17 protein-coding genes, 1 other RNA gene and 1 riboswitch are annotated in these 18,027 nt (G+C 67.5%); of the genes, 14 read left to right on the top strand and 4 right to left on the bottom strand.

What is annotated here, in order from left to right:
* Positions 1-227: 227 nt before the first annotated feature.
* On the bottom strand, positions 228-560 hold the full coding sequence (trxA, locus tag FYM52_RS05245; protein WP_043384947.1) for a thioredoxin TrxA: 333 nt from the start codon (positions 558-560) through the stop codon (positions 228-230).
* A 244-nt stretch (positions 561-804) separates the two neighbouring features.
* On the opposite strand from trxA, the gene FYM52_RS05250 reads away from it, so the two are divergent.
* Positions 805-2,142 (top strand): TIGR03862 family flavoprotein, encoded by a 1,338-nt coding sequence (locus FYM52_RS05250; protein ID WP_238826131.1) that lies wholly within the window; start codon positions 805-807, stop codon positions 2,140-2,142.
* A 326-nt stretch (positions 2,143-2,468) separates the two neighbouring features.
* Here FYM52_RS05250 and ffs read toward each other — a convergent pair.
* An RNA gene (ffs, locus tag FYM52_RS05255) (signal recognition particle sRNA small type) lies at positions 2,469-2,564 on the bottom strand.
* 102 nt (positions 2,565-2,666) lie between these two features.
* On the opposite strand from ffs, the gene dnaX reads away from it, so the two are divergent.
* From dnaX to recR, 3 genes are all read left to right on the top strand, one after another.
* Positions 2,667-4,628, top strand: a complete 1,962-nt coding sequence (gene dnaX / locus FYM52_RS05260; RefSeq protein ID WP_154163343.1) for a DNA polymerase III subunit gamma/tau — start codon at positions 2,667-2,669, stop codon at positions 4,626-4,628.
* A gap of 82 nt (positions 4,629-4,710) precedes the next feature.
* Complete coding sequence (locus FYM52_RS05265) at positions 4,711-5,043, top strand: YbaB/EbfC family nucleoid-associated protein (RefSeq protein WP_042416157.1); 333 nt, start codon at positions 4,711-4,713, stop codon at positions 5,041-5,043.
* A gap of 72 nt (positions 5,044-5,115) precedes the next feature.
* Positions 5,116-5,706, top strand: coding sequence for a recombination mediator RecR (recR, locus tag FYM52_RS05270; RefSeq protein WP_042416154.1), 591 nt, complete (start codon positions 5,116-5,118; stop codon positions 5,704-5,706).
* Between the two features lie 182 nt (positions 5,707-5,888).
* Here recR and FYM52_RS05275 read toward each other — a convergent pair whose 3' ends face one another.
* Together FYM52_RS05275 and gloB are read right to left on the bottom strand one after the other, a co-directional pair.
* Positions 5,889-7,400, bottom strand: a complete 1,512-nt coding sequence (locus tag FYM52_RS05275; RefSeq protein WP_154163344.1) for a transglycosylase SLT domain-containing protein — start codon at positions 7,398-7,400, stop codon at positions 5,889-5,891.
* A complete protein-coding gene (gene gloB, locus FYM52_RS05280; RefSeq protein WP_154163345.1) occupies positions 7,397-8,173 on the bottom strand; it encodes a hydroxyacylglutathione hydrolase in 777 nt (258 codons plus the stop codon). The genes FYM52_RS05275 and gloB overlap by 4 nt, the downstream gene beginning before the upstream one ends.
* On the opposite strand from gloB, the gene FYM52_RS05285 reads away from it, so the two are divergent.
* The 10 genes from FYM52_RS05285 to cobO all read left to right on the top strand — a co-directional run bounded on the left by FYM52_RS05285 (position 8,172) and on the right by cobO (position 18,024).
* Positions 8,172-8,945, top strand: coding sequence for a class I SAM-dependent methyltransferase (locus FYM52_RS05285; protein ID WP_238826132.1), 774 nt, complete (start codon positions 8,172-8,174; stop codon positions 8,943-8,945). The genes gloB and FYM52_RS05285 overlap by 2 nt on opposite strands.
* A complete protein-coding gene (gene rnhA, locus FYM52_RS05290; RefSeq protein ID WP_042416145.1) occupies positions 8,942-9,391 on the top strand; it encodes a ribonuclease HI in 450 nt (149 codons plus the stop codon). The genes FYM52_RS05285 and rnhA overlap by 4 nt, the downstream gene beginning before the upstream one ends.
* A gap of 157 nt (positions 9,392-9,548) precedes the next feature.
* A riboswitch (cobalamin riboswitch) is annotated at positions 9,549-9,789 on the top strand.
* A 60-nt stretch (positions 9,790-9,849) separates the two neighbouring features.
* On the top strand, positions 9,850-11,730 hold the full coding sequence (locus tag FYM52_RS05295) for a TonB-dependent receptor domain-containing protein (RefSeq protein WP_238826133.1): 1,881 nt from the start codon (positions 9,850-9,852) through the stop codon (positions 11,728-11,730).
* Between the two features lie 55 nt (positions 11,731-11,785).
* Positions 11,786-13,183: a cobyrinate a,c-diamide synthase gene (locus tag FYM52_RS05300; RefSeq protein ID WP_154163346.1), complete on the top strand. Its 1,398-nt coding sequence runs from the start codon at positions 11,786-11,788 to the stop codon at positions 13,181-13,183.
* Between the two features lie 15 nt (positions 13,184-13,198).
* Entirely contained in the window at positions 13,199-13,801 is a 603-nt protein-coding gene (locus FYM52_RS05305) for a bifunctional adenosylcobinamide kinase/adenosylcobinamide-phosphate guanylyltransferase (protein ID WP_238826134.1), read from the top strand.
* On the top strand, positions 13,798-14,718 hold the full coding sequence (locus tag FYM52_RS05310) for an ABC transporter substrate-binding protein (RefSeq protein WP_154163347.1): 921 nt from the start codon (positions 13,798-13,800) through the stop codon (positions 14,716-14,718). Before FYM52_RS05305 ends, FYM52_RS05310 begins: the two co-directional genes overlap by 4 nt.
* Positions 14,708-15,745: an iron ABC transporter permease gene (locus FYM52_RS05315; protein ID WP_154163348.1), complete on the top strand. Its 1,038-nt coding sequence runs from the start codon at positions 14,708-14,710 to the stop codon at positions 15,743-15,745. Before FYM52_RS05310 ends, FYM52_RS05315 begins: the two co-directional genes overlap by 11 nt.
* A gap of 3 nt (positions 15,746-15,748) precedes the next feature.
* Positions 15,749-16,543, top strand: coding sequence for an ABC transporter ATP-binding protein (locus FYM52_RS05320; protein ID WP_179954932.1), 795 nt, complete (start codon positions 15,749-15,751; stop codon positions 16,541-16,543).
* 61 nt (positions 16,544-16,604) lie between these two features.
* Positions 16,605-17,282, top strand: coding sequence for an energy-coupling factor ABC transporter permease (locus FYM52_RS05325; RefSeq protein ID WP_043384932.1), 678 nt, complete (start codon positions 16,605-16,607; stop codon positions 17,280-17,282).
* A 172-nt stretch (positions 17,283-17,454) separates the two neighbouring features.
* Positions 17,455-18,024: a cob(I)yrinic acid a,c-diamide adenosyltransferase gene (cobO, locus tag FYM52_RS05330; protein ID WP_042416125.1), complete on the top strand. Its 570-nt coding sequence runs from the start codon at positions 17,455-17,457 to the stop codon at positions 18,022-18,024.
* Positions 18,025-18,027: the final 3 nt, after the last annotated feature.

Here is an 18,027-nt window from a genome sequence, read left to right on the forward strand (position 1 = left end):
AATGCCAGAGTAATCGGCGAAGAGCGCAGTACGTCGATGGCTTGCCTGGATGATCGGAAACGGCCGCCAATGCGCTGGGCCGTGATCAGGTTTTGATTATGACAGGAAAAGAAAGCGAACTGCACACGAGTTTGTGTCATGCAGTCGCACAAGTGGGACGCGCGGCAGGGTGACACGGGCCTGCACGCGAGGTGCGCAGCCGTGTGCACGGCTGCGCAAAGCGGGGATCAGGCGACGTGCTGGTCGATGAACGCCGTCAGCTGGGGCTTGGCCAGGGCGCCGACCTTGGTGGCCACCAGCTCGCCGTTCTTGAAGATCATCAGCGTGGGGATGCCGCGAATGCCGAACTTGGCGGGCACTTCGCGGTTTTCGTCCACGTTCATCTTGGCGACGGTGATCTTGCCTTCGTAGTTCTTGGCCACGTCGTCGAGGATCGGGGCAATCATCTTGCAGGGGCCGCACCATTCGGCCCAGTAGTCCACCAGCACGGTACTGCCGGGTTGCAGCACGTCCGATTCAAAGCTGGCGTCAGTGACATGCTTGATGAGTTCGCTTGCCATGGAGTTGTTCCTTGTTGTGAGTGTTGGGGCGGTTGCGCACGGGCGTGCGCAGAGAAAAATGCTGTCGATAATTGTGACAGAAACGAATGTCCGGACGTGCAGCATGGCTGGCTAAAAACGCCTATGAAAGCCATAGCGGCAGGCAATCTGCGGATGGCTGGGGCGACCCCAGGTCTTCCCCATGGCGTTATGCTGCCTGCCCTTTGGCGCTGCGCGCCGGTGATGAGAAGAAAGAAGGATGCCTATGCCAGCTGCCGCCATGCTGCCGGTTTTGAACTGCGATGTCGCGATTGTGGGGGCGGGCCCTGCAGGGCTGATGGCGGCGCAGCTGTTGTCGGCCCAGGGGGCCAAGGTGCATGTGTTTGACGGCAAGGCCTCGGTGGGGCGCAAGTTCCTGCTGGCGGGCAAGGGTGGCTTGAACCTGACGCATGCCGAGGCCTTCGAGCGCTTTGTGGAGCGCTATGGCGATGCGCAGCCCCTGCTGCAGCCGCTGCTGCAGGACTTTGGCGCCGACCAGCTGCGTGCCTGGGCCGAGGGCTTGGGCATCGGGACGTTTGTGGGTACGTCGGGCCGCGTTTTTCCGACCGACATGAAGGCCGCCCCCTTGCTGCGCGCCTGGCTGGCGCGTTTGCGCGCGCAGGGCGTGGTGTTCCACATGCGCCACCTGTGGAAGGGCTGGGGTGCCGAGCGGACCCTAGTGATGGACACGCCCGACGGCGTGCAGCCGGTCCAGGCCCGGGCCACCTTGCTGGCCCTGGGGGGCGGCAGCTGGGCGCGCCTGGGATCGGATGGCGCCTGGGTGCCCCTGCTGCAGGCTCAGGGTGTGCAGGTGCACGCGCTGAAGTCGGCCAACTGTGGTTTTGATGTGGGACGCACGGCGGCGCCGCTGCCGCTGGACGAAACCCGCCGCGCTTTCCTGCAGGAGCTGCTGGGGCAGCCGTCCGCGAACACGCCGGGATGGAGCGAGCACTTCCGCCAGCGCTTTGCCGGCGCGCCGCTGAAGTCGGTGGCCATCCGTTTCACCGACAGCCTGGGGCGCAGTTTCGATCGTCGCGGCGAGTTTGTGGCCACGGCCACCGGGGTGGAAGGCAGCCTGGTCTATGCCGTCTCGCACCTGCTGCGTGACGAGATCGAACGCCATGGCGCCGCCACGTTCCAGCTCGATCTGCTGCCCGCCTTCAGCGCGGACAAGGTGCTGGAGCAGGTGCGCCACCCGCGCGGCTCGCGCAGCCTGTCCAGCCACTTGAAGGGGCGGCTGGGCCTGGACGGCGTCAAGGCCGCCTTGCTGTACGAGCTGCTGTCCAAGGAAGACATGCACGATCCCGTGCGCCTGGCCCATGCCATCAAGGCGTTGCCCATCACCGTGGTGGCGGCGCGCCCGATGGATGAGGCCATCAGCACGGCCGGCGGCGTGGCCTGGGCGGCTTTGTCCGAGGACCTGATGTGCCAGGCGCTGCCTGGGGTGTTCTGTGCCGGCGAAATGATCGACTGGGAGGCACCCACCGGCGGCTACCTGCTGACTGCCTGTTTCGCAACGGGCGTGCGGGCGGCGCGCGGTATCCAGCGCTACCTGGCGGAGTAAATAAAAAAGAGAGCTGTTGGCGCTCGTGGATTCGGAATTTGCACTGTTTTTGTCGTGCAAACGGGCTTATTCCTTGCGCGATCAGCTCTCTTTTTTATGGAGTAGGGGGCGAGCGTGCGCTGGCGCTGTGGGGCCACGGGCCGTGCCGCAGTGCGGTCGCGGTGCCGGATTGGCAGGGCATGTTCGGCAGCATGCCAGAACCATGCAGGCGCAAAACTGCCCGAGACGGCGCGCTGTGCGGCGCAATCTTGTGGGAATGCAATGGTCTGGGGAGTGGTGCGCTTCGGAGCAAGGCCTCTTGTCAAGCAAGCGGAGTCGGAAGCGAAGTTGACAAGCCTTACCTCGGCACTGGTTTCACAGTTAGGGCTGCTTGGTTCCCCACCTGACCCGGTTGGCTGCTTCCCCATGCGAGGGGGCCTGTCAGGGACGGATTATAGGGCCTGTTGCGGCCCCCTGCAGGCCGGCGCGAAGATAAACCGCCGGTGTTGGTGGTGTCCGGCGTGCAACCCGTAGAATCCGGCCCCATGTCTTATCTCGTGCTCGCCCGCAAATACCGTCCCCGCAACTTCGCCGAAATGGTGGGGCAGGAGCATGTCGTGCAGGCCCTGGGCAACGCGCTGACGCAGCAGCGTCTGCACCATGCCTATTTGTTCACCGGTACGCGCGGCGTGGGCAAGACCACGGTGTCGCGCATTCTGGCCAAGTCGCTCAATTGCACGGGCGCCGATGGCCAGGGTGGTATCACCGCCACGCCTTGTGGCGTCTGCCCTGCGTGCACGGAAATCGATAGCGGCCGCTTTCCTGACTACATCGAGCTGGACGCGGCCTCCAACCGGGGGGTGGACGAGGTCCAAAGCCTGCTGGAGCAGGCGGTGTACAAGCCGGTGCAGGGGCGCTTCAAGGTCTTCATGATCGACGAAGTGCACATGCTGACCAACACGGCCTTCAACGCGATGTTGAAGACCCTGGAGGAGCCGCCGGAGTACCTCAAGTTTGTGCTGGCCACCACCGATCCGCAGAAGGTGCCGGTGACCGTGCTGTCGCGCTGTCTGCAGTTCAACCTGCGGCCCATGGCGCCGGATACGGTGTTCGAGCACCTGACGCAGGTGCTGGCCCAGGAACACATTGCGGCCGAGCCCCAGGCCCTGAAACTGCTGGCGCGCGGTGCGCGCGGCTCCATGCGCGATGCGCTGTCGCTGACGGACCAGGCGATCGCCTTTGGCTGCGGCCAGTTGCAGGAAGCGTCGGTGCGGCAGATGCTGGGCAGCGTGGACCGCAGCTATGTGTTCCGCCTGATTGAAGCCCTGGCCCAGGGTGATGGCCGCACGGTGGTGGAAACGGTGGACACGCTGCGCTACAACGGCGTGTCGGCGGGCTCGACCCTGGAGGAAATGTCCAGCATCCTGCAACGCATGGCGGTGCTGCAGGCCGTGCCCGACATGGCCGCGGCCGGCGATGCTGCCGACCCCGATGCGCAGGAGATGGTGCGCCTGGCGCAGTTGATGCCCGCGGACGAAACACAGCTGCTCTACAGCATCTGTTTGCACGGCCGGCAGGAGCTGGGCCTGGCGCCGGATGAGTACGCGGCCTTGACCATGGCCTTGCTGCGCCTGCTGGCCTTCAAGCCCCAGAACGGGCCAGCCACCAGCGCTGCAGCGCCCCCGGCTGAAAAAAAAACACTGAAACTCGCTGACCGCGCAGCGCCGCAGGCTGAAGCTGCACAGCCACAGCCACAGCCACAGCCACAGCCACAGCCACAGCCACAGCCACAGCCACAGCCACAGCCACAGCCACAGCCGGCCGTCGCAGCCACGCGGCTGGAGGCTGCCCAACCCGCCGAGCAGGCAGTCGCTGCTGAGCCGGTGGTGGTGCCACCTGAAGCCGTGGCGATGGATGATGCGACCTCTGCGGGCGACGACCTGTCGCCGCCCTGGGATGATGAGCCAGAGCTGGCCGTGGAGCCGCAGGAGCCAGAACCCCCGGTATGGGACGATGTGCCCATGGAGGCGGCCCCCTGGGAGGGCATTGCGGCCGAGAGGGAGCCTGTCGAAGCCGTGGCAGAGCCGGTGGCGCCACCGGCCGCGGCCATCGCGGTGGAAGTCACGCCGTTGGGCGACGTCTGGCACGCCGTGGTCACACAGCTGGATGCGGCGCAAGCAATCACGGCCTTGGTGCGTGAGCTGGCCTTGCAGTCGCAATTGATCGCCCAGGAGGCCGGTGTGTGGACGCTGCGCGTGGAGCGGGCGTCACTGAACCAGGCGGTGGCGCGCGAGCGCCTGGCCAAGGCCCTGGCCCAGGTCACCGACTGCACCAGCCTGCAGCTGGAAAGCGGCAAGGTGACCGATACCCCGGCCTTGCGCAACAAGGCGCGCGCCCAGGCACGCCAGTTGCAGGCCGAGGCGGTGGTGGCCAATGACCCGAACGTGCAGTTCCTGCAAAACACGTTTGGCGCGACCATCGTGCCGGGCAGCATCCGCCCGGTATAGCAGGCGCCGGGACTGGGGCATGCCAAGTCATGGCACCATCGCAGCATCTGATTTTTTGAGTGACAAATAAAGGAAACCAACCATGTTCAACAAAGGACAACTCGCCGGTTTGATGAAGCAAGCCCAGACCATGCAGGACAACCTGAAGAAGGCGCAGGACGAGCTGGGCAACATCGAAGTGGAAGGTGAATCTGGCGCGGGTCTGGTCAAGGTGGTGATGACCTGCAAGCACGACGTCAAGCGCGTGACCATTGACCCCAGCCTGCTGCAGGACGACAAGGACATGCTGGAAGACCTGGTGGCCGCTGCGTTCAACGCCGCCGTGCGCAAGGCCGAGGAAACCTCGAACGAAAAGATGTCCAAGCTGACCGCGGGCATGCCCGGTCTGCCCGGTGGCATGAAGTTCCCTTTCTGAGCGCGTTGCGCCGCAGGACCCCAGGGGAAAGCCATGGTGCTTCCCCTTTTTCTTGGCACATGGGTTTGAGACATGTCTGACCTTCAACCGCTGGACCCGCTGATCCAGGCCCTGCGCCGCTTGCCTGGTGTGGGGGTGAAGTCGGCCCAGCGCATGGCGTTCCACCTGATGCAGCGCGACCAGGATGGCGCGCGCGTGCTCTCGCGCGCCCTGCAGGAGGCCGTGGATTCGGTGCAGCACTGCAGCCGTTGCAACACCTTCACGCACGATGCCGTTTGCCCGATCTGCCGCGATGCCGGGCGCGATGCCGCGCGCCTGTGCGTGGTGGAGACCCCGGCCGATCTGGCCGCGATGGAGCGCACCGGCGCCTACAGCGGTTACTACTTTGTGCTGATGGGACGCATCTCCCCGATGGACGGTGTGGGTGCCAAGGACATCGGCTTGCCACGGCTGCTCGAGCGCGTGGCCGATGGCGTGGTGCAGGAGGTGATTCTGGCCACCAGCTTCACCACCGAGGGTGAGGCCACAGCGCATGCCGTGACCGAGTTGATGCAGGGTCGCCAGGTGCAGGTGACGCGGCTGGCGCGCGGCGTGCCGGTAGGCAGCGAGCTGGAGTATGTGGACCTGGGCACGATCGCCCACGCCCTGGTCGAGCGCCGCTAGGAGCCGTTGACACTGCCTTGATGCAGCGTTGCTGTGCTTGGTGTACACCCGTGCTGCCTGCAGTTTCGCGCCCCGTCCCAAGCGCCCATCTCCGCGGGGCTGATGGTTGTGAATGGCTCCAGCACACCCTCCCCAAAACAAAAAGGGCCCTGGTTTTCCAGGGACCTTTTGGTCGTCTGCGCTCAGCGCTTGCGCTTGGTCGGCGTGTCGCCGCGCGTTTGCTGTGCCACCTTGGTGACCACGGGTTTCTCTTTCGCGGTTCCGGTGGCACGCGGGCGCTTGGAGGTGTTGCTTGCCTTGGTGCTCTTGCTGACCTGTGCGGTGCGGGTGGGAGCGGCGCTGACGCGTACGGTCTTGTACACCTCCAGCGACTGGCCGGCACGCAGCGCGGCCGTGGGCTTCATGTCGTTCCAGCGCGCCAGGTTGGCCACGGTCACGCCATGGCGGCTGGCCACCTTGGCCATGTTGTCGCCACGCAGCACCTTGACTGCGGTGCGGCGCGTCACTTCGGTAATCTCCGGCGCAAAGGCCAGGGTACCGTGGTCGGCGATGTGCGTGGACACGTCCTGGCGGTGCTGGGGCGAGCGCGGCACCATCAGGGCCGATCCGGCCTTGATCATCATGCGCGGCGGAATGCGGTTGACGCTGCGCAGGTCGGTCTCGCTCATGCCGACCCGCTGGGCGGCATTGGCTACCGTCATGGTGCTGGGAGCGACCCAGACGGTCCAGCTGGCGTACTGGTCGTCATCGTAGGCGGCCAGGTTGCGCTGGAACACCTTGGCGTTGTCCCAGGGCAGCAGGATCTGGGTGGTGCCGGCGGCAAAGATCGTCGGGCGGCTGAAGGAGGGGTTGAGTGCCTTGAAGTCCTCCAGGCGCACGTCGGCCAGGCGGGCGACCAACTCGATGTCCATGTCGCGCTTGATCTCCACCGCCTGGAAGTAGGGGTGGTTCTCGATGTTGGGCAGCTCGATGTTGAACTTTTCCGGGTGGGCAATGATGTTCTTCACCGCTTGCAGCTTGGGCACATAGTTACGCGTTTCGCCGGGCATGTTCAGGTCGGTGTAGCTGGTCTCCAGGCCCATGCGTTCATTGCGTTTGATGGCGCGCCCGACGCTGCCTTCGCCCCAGTTGTAGGCGGCCAGGGCCAGGTGCCAGTCGCCGAACATGCGGTGCAGCTTTTCCAGGTAGTCCAGGGCCGCGCGGGTGGAGGCCAGCACATCGCGGCGGTCGTCCCGGAACGCGTTCTGGGTCAGCTCGAAGTACGAACCCGTGGCCGGCATGAACTGCCACATGCCGGCGGCCTTGGCGCTGGACACGGCCTGGGGATTGAAGGCGCTCTCGATGTAGGGCAGCAGGGCCAGCTCCATCGGCATGTTGCGCTGCTCCAGCTCCTCCACGATGTGGAAGAGGTACTTGCTGGAGCGTGTGGTCATGCGCTCGATGTAGTCGGGGCGGCTGCCGTACCACTGCTCCTGGCTGCCGACCAGCTCGTGCTCCAGGTCGGGCATGGCAAAGCCGCGGCGGATGCGTTCCCACAGGTCGCTGTTGTATTCCAGCGAGGTGACCTTGGAGGTGCCGGGGGAGGCGCGGGTGATGGGCTTGAGCGGACCGTCGTACGAGGAGGTGGAGGGGGCGGTCGCGCAACCAGCGAGCCAAACCACGCTGGCGAGGACTAAAAGATGGCGCAAATTCATCGGAATGCGTTTTTCCATTCACGCAGCGCTGCGAACACGCTGGCGGGTTGTGTAGGGTCTACGGTGGAGCAAAAGTGGTGTGCGCTGTGCGCAACCTCTGTAACGTCGCAACGTAGAAAAGGGTTGATTGCCAGCTCCTGCCCCAGCGTCGAGGGCAGGGTGGGCTGCTGTTGCTGGCGCAGTGCCTCGCAACGCGCGCGATATTGGAGCAGGGCCGGGTTGCTTGGTTCCACCGCGCAGGCAAATTTCAGATTGCTCAGAGTGTATTCATGGGCGCAAAACACACGGGTGTCGTGTGGCAAAGCCGCCAGCGTCTGCAGCGAGTCGTACATCTGCTGCGCCGTGCCCTCGAACAGGCGGCCACAGCCGCCGGAGAACAGCGTGTCGCCGCAAAACAGCAGCGGGGCCGCATCCGCGGGGGCGCAGTACCAGGCGATGTGGCCGGCGGTGTGGCCGGGCACTTCCAGCACCTGCCAGTCCTGCCCCAGCAGGCGGATGCGGCTGTGCGCGTCGACGCGCACCACGGGCTCGGGCAGGGGCTCGTAGGCCGGGCCGTAGACCGTGGCGCCGGTGGCGCGGCACAGCGCGTCCACGCCGCCGACATGGTCGGCATGGTGGTGGGTCACTAGAATGGCTTGCAGCTGCAGGCCCTGGGCGTGCAGCGCCGCTTGAACGGGCCCGGCGTCGCCAGGGTCCACCACCACGGCGTGCTGGCCGTCGTGCAGCAGCCAGATGTAATTGTCAGAAAACGCAGGCAACGGCAACAGGTTCATGAACGATGCAAAGCAAGAGGGCCATCCGTGGATGGCCAAGGCATTTGGCCGCTATCTGCTCGACTGGGAGCAGCAGCGGTGTGATGAGGCGGTGGCGGATATTTTCGGCTATCACAGCGTGCAACTGGGCTGGCCCCTGCTGCAAGCGCTGCGCCACAACCGCATGCCCAACCGCTGGGTGGCCGCGCAAAGCACCGATTGGAACCTTGAACCCGGGGCTTGCCAAGTCCCTGAAGGTGTACAACTGTTGTGCGCCCCCGAGGCACTGCCGTTCGCCGAGTCCAGCGTCGACCTGCTGGTCCTGCCCCACACCCTCGAACATTGCCAGGACCCGCATGCTGCCTTGCGCGAAGCGGTGCGCGTGCTGGTGCCCGAAGGGCGGCTGCTGCTGTTTGGGCTCAACCCCTATAGCCTGTGGGGGCTTCAGCATGGGCTGGAGCGTGTGCCGGAGCCTGGGTTGAACGCCTGGCGCGGCCTGCCGTACTGGCGCGTGCGCGATTGGCTGCAGGTGCTGGCCATGGACGTGGTGGCCGCCGATTTCGGTTGCCACGCCCCGGCGCTGGAGGCGCCAGCCTGGCTGCAGCGCTGGCGCTGGATGGATAGGCTGGGCAACAAGGCCTGGCCGGTGCTGGGCGGTGCATACTGCGTGCTGGCTGTGAAAAAGGTGCATGGCATGCGCCTGCTGGAGCCTGCGTGGCGCAAACGTGCGCCCGCGGCGCAGGCCCGCCCGGCGGCCGCGTGCCAGCAAGCACCACAAAGGAAAGAAATTTGAACCAAGTAGTGATTTACACGGACGGGGCCTGCAAGGGCAACCCGGGGCCGGGCGGCTGGGGCGTGCTGATGCAGGCCGGGCCGCACACCAAGGAGTTGTTTGGCGGCGAGCGCGAGACCACCAACAACCGCATGGAGCTGACCGCCGTGATCGAAGCGTTGCGCGCCCTCAAGCGCCCCTGCGATGTGACGCTGTTCCTGGACAGCGAGTACGTGCGAAAGGGCATCACGGAATGGATCCACGGCTGGAAAGCCAAGGGCTGGAAGACCTCGACCAAGCAGCCGGTGAAGAACGTCGAGCTGTGGCAGGCGCTGGATGCGCTGGTCAGCGGTGCGGGACACCGCATCGAGTGGCGCTGGGTCAAGGGCCATGCGGGCGATCCGGGCAACGAGCGGGCCGATGCCCTGGCCAACCTGGGCGTGGACCGGGCGCTGGGCAGGATTTGAAAAGATAGCGCCTGGCGCTGAATGAATAAGGGCTTCAGATAGGTTTGTATCTGAAGCCCTTTGTTTTTGTGCGGATGCTGCTCATTTTTTGTGCAGCCCTGCGCCTGGCTGCGGCACTGCTGTGCGGTGCACCATGGCCCGTCACGTCCAGTTAGAATCGCCAGCTTGCATTGTTGGTGCTCGCAACTTGGTTCGCAAGATTGCAGTTCAACGGGAAGCAGGATGGTGGGTCGGCCTTCGACCTGACCTAGCCTGCGCTGCCCCCGCAACGGTGAGTCCCTGGCGCCCGTCATAGCGCCCCTCCATCAACACAGCCACTGGGTGCCTTGAACAAGCACGTGGGAAGGCGATGGACTGAGGGACCAGCCCGGATACCGGCCAACATTCGTGTGTCTGCCCCCAGGGCAGGCATGTTTGCCCATTGTCGGCGGGGAGGCTGACACGGGTGGAATCTGGTGATGTTTCCAATGAATGTGTTCGAACAACGGCGTCAGCGTGCCTGGATGCCGGCGATGGCGTGGCGCCCGGTCTCTCTGGCGGTGGTCTGTCTGGCGGGCCTGGTGCTGCCGGCGGCCGCGGCGGCCCTGGATGAGGTGGTGGTCTCGGCCACGCGCTCCGAGCAGCGCCTGAGCGAAGTGCTGGCGGATGTGACGGTGCTGGACGGGGAGGCCCTGGAGCGCAGCGGCGCCCTGGCGCTGGAAGATGTCATGGCCAAGGTGCCGGGCATCCAGATCACCCGCACCGGTGGCCCGGGTTCGGACACCAACCTGTTCCTGCGCGGGGCGCACAAGCAGCACACGGCGGTGTATGTCGACGGCATCCGCATCGATGCCCAGAATGGCTCCGGCGGCGCCCCCTGGGAGACGCTGCCGCTGGAATCGATCGAGCGCATCGAGGTGCTGCGCGGCGCGGTCGGTGCGCTGTATGGCTCGGATGCCATGGCGGGCACGGTGCAGATCTTCACCCGCCGTGGCGAGACCGGCTTCAAGCCCCATGTGTCCGTGGGCGCGGGCTCGTACGGCACCAAGAAGGGCACGGCCGGATTCAGCGGCGGGCAGGGCGCCTGGGACTATGCCCTGGGCCTGTCCTATGCCGACAGCGAGGGCTTCGATGCCAAGACCGGGGGCACCCGCCGCAACGTGGACAAGGACGGCTACGTGCGCAAATCGGCGAATGCGCGCGTGGGCCTGCAGCTCAGCGCGGGCCAGCGCCTGGACGTCACTGCCCTGACCAGCGATTCGAACGCTGGCTACGACAGCCGCGCCCAGGGCAACGACCGTGCGGTCCGCACCCTGGATGCCTATGGCCTGAACTGGCAGGGTGACTGGACGCCCGCGTGGCGCACGCGTGTGGCCGTGAGCCAGTCGCGCCACGGCTACGACACCTGGACGGCCACGCACTACCGCACCGAAACCCTGCTGCGCAACTACCTGGTGCACAACGAATGGCGCAGCCGCGTGGGCACTTTCTCGGTGCTGGCCGAGCGGCGCGAGGACACGCTGGAGAATACCAGCCTGGTGGGCGGTGACGCGCGCTCGCGCCACCAGAACGCGCTGGGCCTGGGCTATGGCCTGCACTGGCAGCAGCACGCCGTGCAACTGAACCTGCGCCATGACCGGGACAGCGACTTTGGCGGCAAGCGCACGGCCACACTGGCCTATGGCTGGGACTTCGCCCCGCACTGGAAGGCCACGGCCTCGGTGGGCACCGGCTTTCGCGTGCCCACGCTGTTCCAGCGCTTCTCGCAGAACGGCGATGCCAGCCTGAAGCCCGAGGAAAGCCGCAACATGGAACTGGGGCTGCGCTGGGGCGACAAGGACCGCGCGTTCAGCGCCACGGCCTACCGCAACAAGATTGAAAACCTGGTGGTCTATGCCGCCAAGCAGGGCACCTGCCCGGTGGCGCTCAGCCAGGGCTGCTACCTGAACGTGGACGAGGCCCAGCTGGAAGGCATCACCCTGGCCGGCAACTGGCGCGCGGGTGTGGTGAAGTGGTATGCGTCGGTGGATTTCCAGAACCCGCGCAACGCCCAGACCGGCCGCTTGCTGCAGCGCCGCTCGCAGCGCTATGCGACCCTGGGGGTTGAGGGCACCCTGGCGGGCTGGACCCTGGGCACCGAGCTGCAGGCGGCCAGCCGCCGCTTCAACGACGATGCGGAGGCCGTCAAGTCCCTGGGTGGCTACACCCTGGTGAACCTGTCCGCCTCGCGCCAGCTGGCCAGGGACTTCACGCTGACCGCGCGCATCGACAATGCGCTGGACCGTGACTACACCCTGGTCAAGGACTACGCCACCGCCGGGCGTACGCTGTGGCTGGGCGTGAAATGGATGCCCTGGTAACCGCCGACGCTGTATCTGCCCGCCGTGGCCCTGGCGGGCACCCCCGAGAGCTTGCATGTCACCACTGATCACTCCTCCATCCCCTCCCGTGCACCACTGCGTGGCGGTGCTGATTGCCGCCCCCGCTTCGGGCCAGGGCAAGACCACCATCACCGCGGCGCTGGCGCGCTGGCATGCCCGCCAGGGGCGCCGCGTGCGGGTCTTCAAGTGCGGGCCGGATTACCTGGACCCGTACTGGCACCAACTGGCCAGCGGGGCCACGGTGCACAACCTCGATGGCTGGATGGTGGGCATGGACGAGGTGCGCGCGCGCCTGCATGCCGCGGCCGCGCAGGCCGATGTGATCCTGATCGAAGGCGTGATGGGCCTGTTTGACGGCAGCCCCACCGCGGCCGATCTGGCCACCCAGCTGGGCGTGCCGGTGCTGCTGGTGGTCGATGCCTCGGCCATGGCAGGCAGCTTTGGCGCGTTGGTGCTGGGCATGCAGCAGTACCAGCCGGGCGTGCCCTGGGCCGGCGTGCTGGCCAACCGCGTGGCCACCGGCATGCACACGCAGATGCTGCAAAGCAGCCTGCGCGACCCGCAGCTGTGGCTGGGCGGCTTGCAGCGCATGGGCCCGGGCAAGGACGCGCAGCTGCTGCCCGAGCGCCACCTGGGCCTGGTGGCAGCCCACGAGCTGCCCGATGCCATGGCGCGCCTGAATGCCGCGGCCGATGCCCTGGCCGACACGCCCCTGGGGCGCATGGACTGGCAGGACTGGCAGCGCTGGTCGGTGGCGTTTGCAGCCCCGGCGCAGCCCGTGGCAGCCCCCCAGCCCTGGCTGCGCGGGCACACCGTGGCCGTGGCCAGCGATGCGGCGTTCAGCTTCATCTACCCCGCCAACCTGGACTGCCTGCAGGCCATGGGCGCCAACCTGGCCTTCTTCTCGCCCCTGGCGGGCGAGCGCCTGCCGGTGTGCGATGCCGTCTGGCTGCCCGGTGGCTACCCCGAATTGCACGCCGCCACCCTGGCGGCCAACACCGGGCTGCAGGCCGACCTGCAGCAGCACGTGCAGGCCGGCAAGCCCGTGTGGGCCGAATGTGGCGGCATGCTGGCCCTGGGCCAGCGCATGACCGATACCCAGGACCAAAGCCAGCCGCTGTGGGGCATCCTGCCGGGCGAGGCGCGGATGCAGGAACGCCTGGCCGGCCTGGGCATGCAGCAGTGCGCGCTGCAGGGTGGGGTGCTGCGTGGGCACACCTTCCATTACTCGCGCTTCACCTGCCAGGCGGCCGAGGTGGCGCGCACCAGCCGCCCCCGGCAGCCGGTGGCGCCCGACAAGGGCGAGGCCATCTACCAGCACGGCAGCGTCCATGCCAGTTATTTCCATGCCTGGTTTCCCTCGCACCCGCGTGCCGTGGCCGCCTTGCTGGGGGCCGAGCCCGTGCAATGGGACACGGCCGCACAGCCATAATTTGCGCTCCACACCATGACTTCTCCGATGCAACCCTCCACCCCCGCGCTGCCCTGGCAGGAATTGATCCTGGGCGGCCAGAAAAGCGGCAAGACCCGCCGGGCCGAGCAGGCGGCGCGCACCTGGCTGGACGGCGCCCCGGGGCGCGAGGCCGTCTACCTGGCCACGGGCCAGGCCTGGGATGCCGAGATGCGCCAGCGCATCCAGCGCCACCAGGACGACCGTGCCGCCCGCGTGCCCGGCATGCGCACCCAGGAGGCCCCGCGGGCCCTGGCCCAGGCACTGCGGGCCTGCAGCCAGCCACAGACCCTGGTGGTGGTCGATTGCCTGACCCTGTGGCTGACGCACTGGATGATGCCCATGGAGGGCGTGGATTTTGGGTCTGATCAGGCTCCAGCCCAGGACTGGAGCGCGCAGCGTGCTTTGTTTTTGGAAGTGCTGGCCACCTGCCCCGGCCCGGTGGTGGTGGTGGGCAACGAAATTGGCCTGGGGGTGATTCCCATGGGGCGCGAAGTGCGTGCCTTCGTGGATGCCCTGGGCAGCCTGAACCAGGACGTGGCGCAGGTGTGCCGCCACGTCACCTTGATGGCGGCCGGCTTGCCGCTGCAGCTCAAATGATCCGGCTGTCACGCCGCAGCCTGTGGCTGGCGCTGGGCCTGTGGGCGGCCAGCCTGGGCCAGGTCCAGGCCGCCGATCCGGCGACCGACCTGGCCGCGTTGGGGGCCCAGGATGATCGCGGCCGCCCGGTGGCGCGCGTGCAGGCGCCGCAGCGCATCGTCAGCCTGCTGCCGTCGCTGACGGAAACCGTCTGCGCCCTGGGCGCCTGCGACCGTTTGGTGGGCGTGGACCGCTATTCCAACTGGCCCGAAGACCTGCAGCGCAGGCTGCCCGTGCTGGGCGGCGGCCTGGACCCGAACGTCGAGGCCATCGTCGCCCTCAAGCCCGATGTAGTGCTGCTGTCCAACTCGGCCCGCGTGGTGGAGCGCCTGGAGGCCCTGGGCCTGCGCACCGTGGCGCTGGAGCCGCGCACCCAAGCCGATGTGCAGCGCGTGCTGCACAGCGTGGGCCACCTGCTGCGCCTGCCGCCGGCGCAGGTGCAGCAGCAGTGGCAACGCATGCAGGACGGCATCGATGCCGCGGCCCGCACGTTGCCTGCCGGCGTGCAGGGCGGGCGGGTGTACTTCGAGGTCAGCCGCGGCCCGTTTGCGGCCGGGCCGTCGTCCTTCATCGGCGAGCTGCTGACGCGCCTGGGCATGCGCAACGTGGTGCCCGATGCGATGGGGCCGTTTCCGCGCCTGAATCCCGAATTCATTGTGCGCGCCCGCCCCGACGTGATCATGATGGGCAACCACAGCATGCAGCTGGCGCACACCTACCCGGGCTGGACCACGCTGGAGGCGGTGCGGCAGCAGCGCATCTGCGCCTTCGATGCCCGCGAGTCCAGCATCGTCGTGCGCCCCGGCCCCCGCATGGACGAGGCCGCGCGCATCATCGCCCGCTGCCTGCGTGACAAGGCCCCCCGCCATGCACCGTAACCCGCCACAGGGCGCCCTGTCGCACGAAGCTGCGCGCAGCCGCTGGCTGGCCGTGGGCCTGCTGGCGCTGACCGCCGTGCTGCTGCTGCTGGGCGCCAGCGTGGGCAGCACCGGCTGGGAAAGCATGTGGTCGCTGCGGGACGACCCGGTGGTGCAGCAGATCGTCTGGGACATCCGCCTGCCGCGCACCCTGGGCGCCTGGCTGGCCGGGGCCTTGCTGGGCCTGGCCGGGGCCGTGGCCCAGGGCTTGTTCCGCAATCCGCTGGCCGACCCGTACCTGCTGGGCAGCGCCTCGGGCGCGGCCCTGGGCGGTGCGCTGGCCATGGTGCTCAGCGGTACCGCGGCCATCGGCATGGCCTGGATGCAGCGCCTGGGCATGACCGGCATGGCCTTTGCCGGCGCGGCCGCAGCGGTGGTGCTGACGCTGGTGCTGGCGCAGGGTGTGCAAAACAGCCTGCGCATGCTGCTGGCCGGGGTGGTGGTGGGCGTGGTGCTGGGCGCCGTGCGCGACATGCTGGAGCTGCGCTACCCCGACATCCTGCAGCCCATGAAGGCCTTTGGCCTGGGCAGCACGGCCTTCATCGGCTGGCCGGCCTGCGCACTGCTGCTCGGGGCCTGGGTCCTGTGCAGCGGTGTGGCCTGGGCCTTGTCCCGGGTGCTGGATGCGCTGACGCTGGGCGAATCCACTGCCGCCAGCCTGGGCCTGCCGCTGGCGCCCATGCGTGCCGGCCTGATCGCCGTGATGGCGCTGGCCACGGGCACGGCGGTGGCGCAGACCGGATTGATCGCCTTCGTGGGCCTGGCCGCGCCCCACCTGGTGCGCAGCATGGTGCGCGTGGGCCATGCCCGCAGCATCTGGCTGGCCAGCCTGATGGGCGGCGTGGTGCTGCTGGTGGCCGACATTCTGGCGCGTTGGGTGATTGCGCCCGAGGAATTGCCCGTGGGCGTGCTGACTGCCTTGCTGGGCGGCAGCTACCTGCTGTGGCTGATGCACCGGGGCCATGCGGCCCGGCAGGTGCGGGGCTAGACCATGACCGAGGAGCCCATCTTGACGCCATCCCCCGCCCTGCAGGCGCGCGACCTGCGGGTGTCCGCCGGTGCCCAGCCGCTGCTGCACGGTGTGCAGGTGCAGGTGCCGGCCCAGCGCTGGACCGCCGTGGTCGGCCCGAACGGCGCCGGCAAGTCCACGCTGCTGCGTGCCCTGGCGGGTTTGCAGCCGCGCAAGGCCTGGCAGGGCCAGCTGGACTTGCTGGGTCGCCCCTTGGCCGCATGGTCGGGCCGGCAGCGTGCGCGCACCCTGTCCTGGATGGGGCAGAACGAGGCGGTGGCGCAGGAGCTGTGCAGCTATGACGTGGTCATGCTGGGGCGCCTGCCCCACCAGGCCTGGCTGGCCCCCCCCAGTGCCCACGACCACGCCGTGGTGCGGCAGTGCCTGGAGATGACGCAGGCCTGGGGCTGGCGCCATCGCCCGCTGGCCGAACTGTCCGGGGGCGAGCGCCAGCGCGTGCTGCTGGCCCGCACCCTGGCTGTGCAGGCGCAGGTGGTGCTGATGGATGAGCCCCTGGCCAACCTGGACCCGCCGCACCAGAGCGACTGGATGCAGACCGTGCAGCAACTGGTGCGCCAAGGCCACACCGTGGTCAGCGTGCTGCACGAGCTGGGCATTGCCCTGCAGTCCGACCACATGCTGGTCATGCAGACCGGGCGGGTGCTGCACCAGGGCGCCACGCACGATGCGGCCACGCATGCCGCGCTGGAGGCGGTGTTCGACCACCGCATCCGCATCCGCCAGGTCGAGGACATGTGGATGGCACTGCCCGGCTGAACCCTGTTTTTTTCGTCCCTCCCGCTTCTTCGCAAGCACCCACTCTGAAAGGAAATCTGCGATGCATATCGAACCCGGTCTCGTCGATGGAACCAAGATTCTGCTGAGCTATGCCACGGCCACGGCGGCGTTGGCCTATACCGCCAAGCTGGCCTGGGACATGGTGCGCAGCAACAGCGTGCAGGCCCTGTTGCTGCGCTCGGTGGTGGCCACGGCCCTGGTGTTTGCCTTCTTTGAAGTGTTTCCGCACCACCCGGTCGGGGTGTCCGAGGTGCACCTGATCCTGGGCACCACGCTGCTGCTCATCTTCGGCGCAGCGCCGGCGGCCATCGGCCTGGCGGCCGGCCTGCTGGTGCAAAGCCTGTTCTTCGCGCCGCAGGATCTGCCGCAGTACGGCATGAACGTGACCACCTTGCTGGTGCCGCTGTTCGCCACGGCCGTGCTGGCGCGCCGGGTGATTCCGGCCGACATGGCCTATGTGGACCTGAGCTATGCCCAGACCTTCAAGCTGTCGGTGGCCTACCAGGGCGGCATCGTGCTGTGGGTGGGCTTCTGGGCGATCTACGGCCATGGCGTGGGCGCAGAGAACCTCGCCAGCATCGGCAGCTTTGGCGCGGCCTACATGACCGTGGTACTGCTCGAGCCCCTGATCGATCTGGCCGTGCTGGCCGCCGCCAAGTCCTGGCGCCGCCTGCAGGGCAGCGCCGTGCTGGAGCGCCGCGTCTACCAAGCCGCCTGAAGCCGGCGGGCGCACAGATCTTGTGCGTCCGTGCCCCGTTCCACCGGTGCGGCGCCCTGCGCGCGGCCGGTGGACCCCAGTGACCCGCGCAGGGCACACCGTGCCCTGCTTTTCCCCTGGATGCCAGGGCCTTGTTCACCCGGCGTGCGCTGCACGCGGGGACCCTTCCGTTATGCAAATCGAAACCCCACCTTCCACCAAACCCTACGAGAAGCCCGATGGCGAGCGCCGCGGCCTGGTCATCGTCAACACCGGCAATGGCAAGGGCAAGACCACGGCGGCCTTTGGCCTGGCCTTCCGTGCCACGGGCCGTGGCAAGGCCGTCAAGGTCTACCAGTTCATGAAGGTGCCCACGGCACGCTTTGGCGAGCACCGCCTGGCCGACCAGGTGGGCCTGCCGGTGCAGGGCCTGGGTGATGGCTTCAGCTGGAAGAGCAAGGACCTGGAGCAGTCGGCGCAGCTGGCCCGTGAAGGCTGGGACAAGGCCAAGGCCGACATCCTGTCGGGTGACTATTTCCTGGTGGTGCTGGACGAAGTGACGTATCCCTTGATCTATGGCTGGTTGCCCCTGCAGGAGGTGCTCGACACTCTGCGTGCGCGCCCCAAGGACGTGCACGTCTGCCTGACGGGCCGCCGCTGTCCGCAGGAAATCATCGATATGGCCGATACCGTGACCGAGATGCAGATGATCAAGCACGCCTTCCAGGCGGGGGTCCCTGCGCAGCGCGGCATCGAAGACTGACAA

This window comes from Comamonas sp. CAH-2 (genome assembly GCF_009668305.1).
Classification (GTDB): Bacteria; Pseudomonadota; Gammaproteobacteria; order Burkholderiales; family Burkholderiaceae_C; genus Comamonas; species Comamonas aquatica.